This window comes from Halpernia frigidisoli (assembly GCF_900113805.1).
In the GTDB taxonomy this organism is placed as follows: Bacteria; Bacteroidota; Bacteroidia; order Flavobacteriales; family Weeksellaceae; genus Halpernia; species Halpernia frigidisoli.
This window is the reverse complement of the sequence record NZ_FOQT01000011.1, coordinates 1-2,053: the sequence shown is the minus strand read 5'-3', so window position 1 is coordinate 2,053 and position 2,053 is coordinate 1. Positions and strand designations below refer to the sequence as shown.

General features: G+C 26.7%; 2 protein-coding genes. Both read left to right on the top strand.

Features of this window, described 5'->3' with window-relative positions; all coding sequences use genetic code 11:
- A partial coding sequence (locus BM238_RS14260) for a hypothetical protein (protein WP_221404946.1) occupies window positions 1–1,372 on the top strand: 1,372 nt, incomplete at its 5' end.
- A 55-nt stretch (window positions 1,373–1,427) separates the two neighbouring features.
- Entirely contained in the window at window positions 1,428–1,820 is a 393-nt protein-coding gene (locus BM238_RS14255; RefSeq protein ID WP_090082933.1) for a hypothetical protein, read from the top strand.
- The last annotated feature ends 233 nt before the right edge of the window (window positions 1,821–2,053 follow it).

Here is a 2,053-nt window from a genome sequence, read left to right as displayed (position 1 = left end):
CAAAACGTTATCTGCAACCTCTACTAAATTGCGGACTAACAAAAATTTGAAAAGGTCAAAAAAATCAATATTAATAGTATTTAACTTAGAGTTAAATTTAGAAAGTAAAAAAGTTATGAAGAGAATTTTATTTATTGTGATGAGTTGTATTTGTACAATGTATTTTTCCCAAAACAATCTAAAAACGTTCACCAACAAAAATGGAAATGAATTATTGAATTTTACCTATTATAAAAATCCACAAACTTTGGAAAATATAAAGCATGGTAGTTATTCCTATACAAATAAATCTTCTAATGGAAATGCAAAAACAATTGTAAATGGAAAATACATTAATGGATTTAAAGATGGGGTTTGGACTTGGGATATAATAAATTATACTTATGCAAGCCCCATTAGTTTTACAAAATATAGTTATAAAGTAACTAAAACCTTTAAAAATGGACTGCGAAACGGACAGTGGTATTCAAAAAAAACTTTTGAAGCATATCAAGGAAAAAATTTAATTAGCAGGCTTTCTTGGGAATTGAATGAACAATACAATAATAATATTTTAACTGGAAAATTAACCTATAAAGAAAATCAAAATCTTCCTCTTGAATTAAATTTTAATAAAAATGGTGGTTTGATTGGAGATTACCTTCTTAATTATGCAGGACGATTACGACTAACAACAAACGATAAAGGTGTTGTAACAAGATATGAAAATGGAAGCGAAACTGCTATAAATGATGAAACAATTATGGCAGGGGAAAAATACTTAAATGGTACATTAACAAAAGAGCAGGCTGAATCTAAAAATATTTCAATTGTAAAAAAATATTTAAGCGAATATTTTTACGATGATAATGTATTCAATGAAAATGGTATTAAAGACCCAGACGATGGGGAAGTTAAAGATGGTTTAGTTGATGGATATTATGTTCTCGCTTATTTTAATCCATCATTAATTGAATTAAAAGAAGTCCAAAAAGACAATGAAATAAGAATGAGTAAGGAAAGTTTTCAAAACATTTTGGAAACTGGGCATTTTTTAAGAATTAAAGAGATATATGACAAAGAAAAAAATACGACAAAATCTTTTGATAAAAAAAAATGTAACAATATTTCATTTTGGTTTTTGCGAAATGTTCTACAAATTTATAAGCAAGCACAAGAAAGAGATTACATGAATAACGGAAACAAATGCGCTTACCAAACTATAGGAAAAGAACAACCTGTGTTATACGATTTTGAAAAAAAACAAGTAACAATTACAACTGAAAAAGGACAAGATGTTTTTAAAGTTGTAAGAAATGGACAAGAAATTACATTAGATTCACCTAATGAAAAAATCACTTTATCCATACCATCAGGACCAAATGATTTATAGAAAAACACAATTGTAGAGATATATTCTAATTAAAAAGATTTGAAGAATGAGTAGAATGAAATACGATATAAAACCTAACCAAATGCGAATTTCAAAAAGTCACAAAATTTTTAACAAAAATATTTTAGCATATAAAATTAATGTTGAAAAACGAATAGTGGAAGAAATTCAAATCAAAAATAGTTTTGAATACATTAGAAAAGAAATCGATTTTTACAATTACGAGGAAATTTTATTTAGCGACATAAATAGAGAAATTTTATTTATTGGAACAGACGAAGAATATTTTAAAAAAAGAATTCCATTTAAAATATATGGAATCGAAAATGAATTTTATAGTAATGGAATATTATTAAGATTTTCATCCACAAATGATAACGAAAATTTACAATCAGTTGTATCACCATTACCACTTTTAAAAAAGGTTGTCAATTTTGAGATTGCCTAAAAATTTTTTCTGTCAATATTATCCATTAATAAATGGTGCAATAAAATTTCAAGATAGACTTTAGCATAATAACAATTTCAGTTATAATCTACTTTATAAAGAGGATGCAGATAACATCGTATTGGCAATAGTGCGGAAAAATCGCAAGTTTGACGATTTTAGATGTTCCGAACATTATTTTTAATAGAGAAAGTCCGCGTTAAGGCCGCACCATCGCCAATACGCAAAACGTT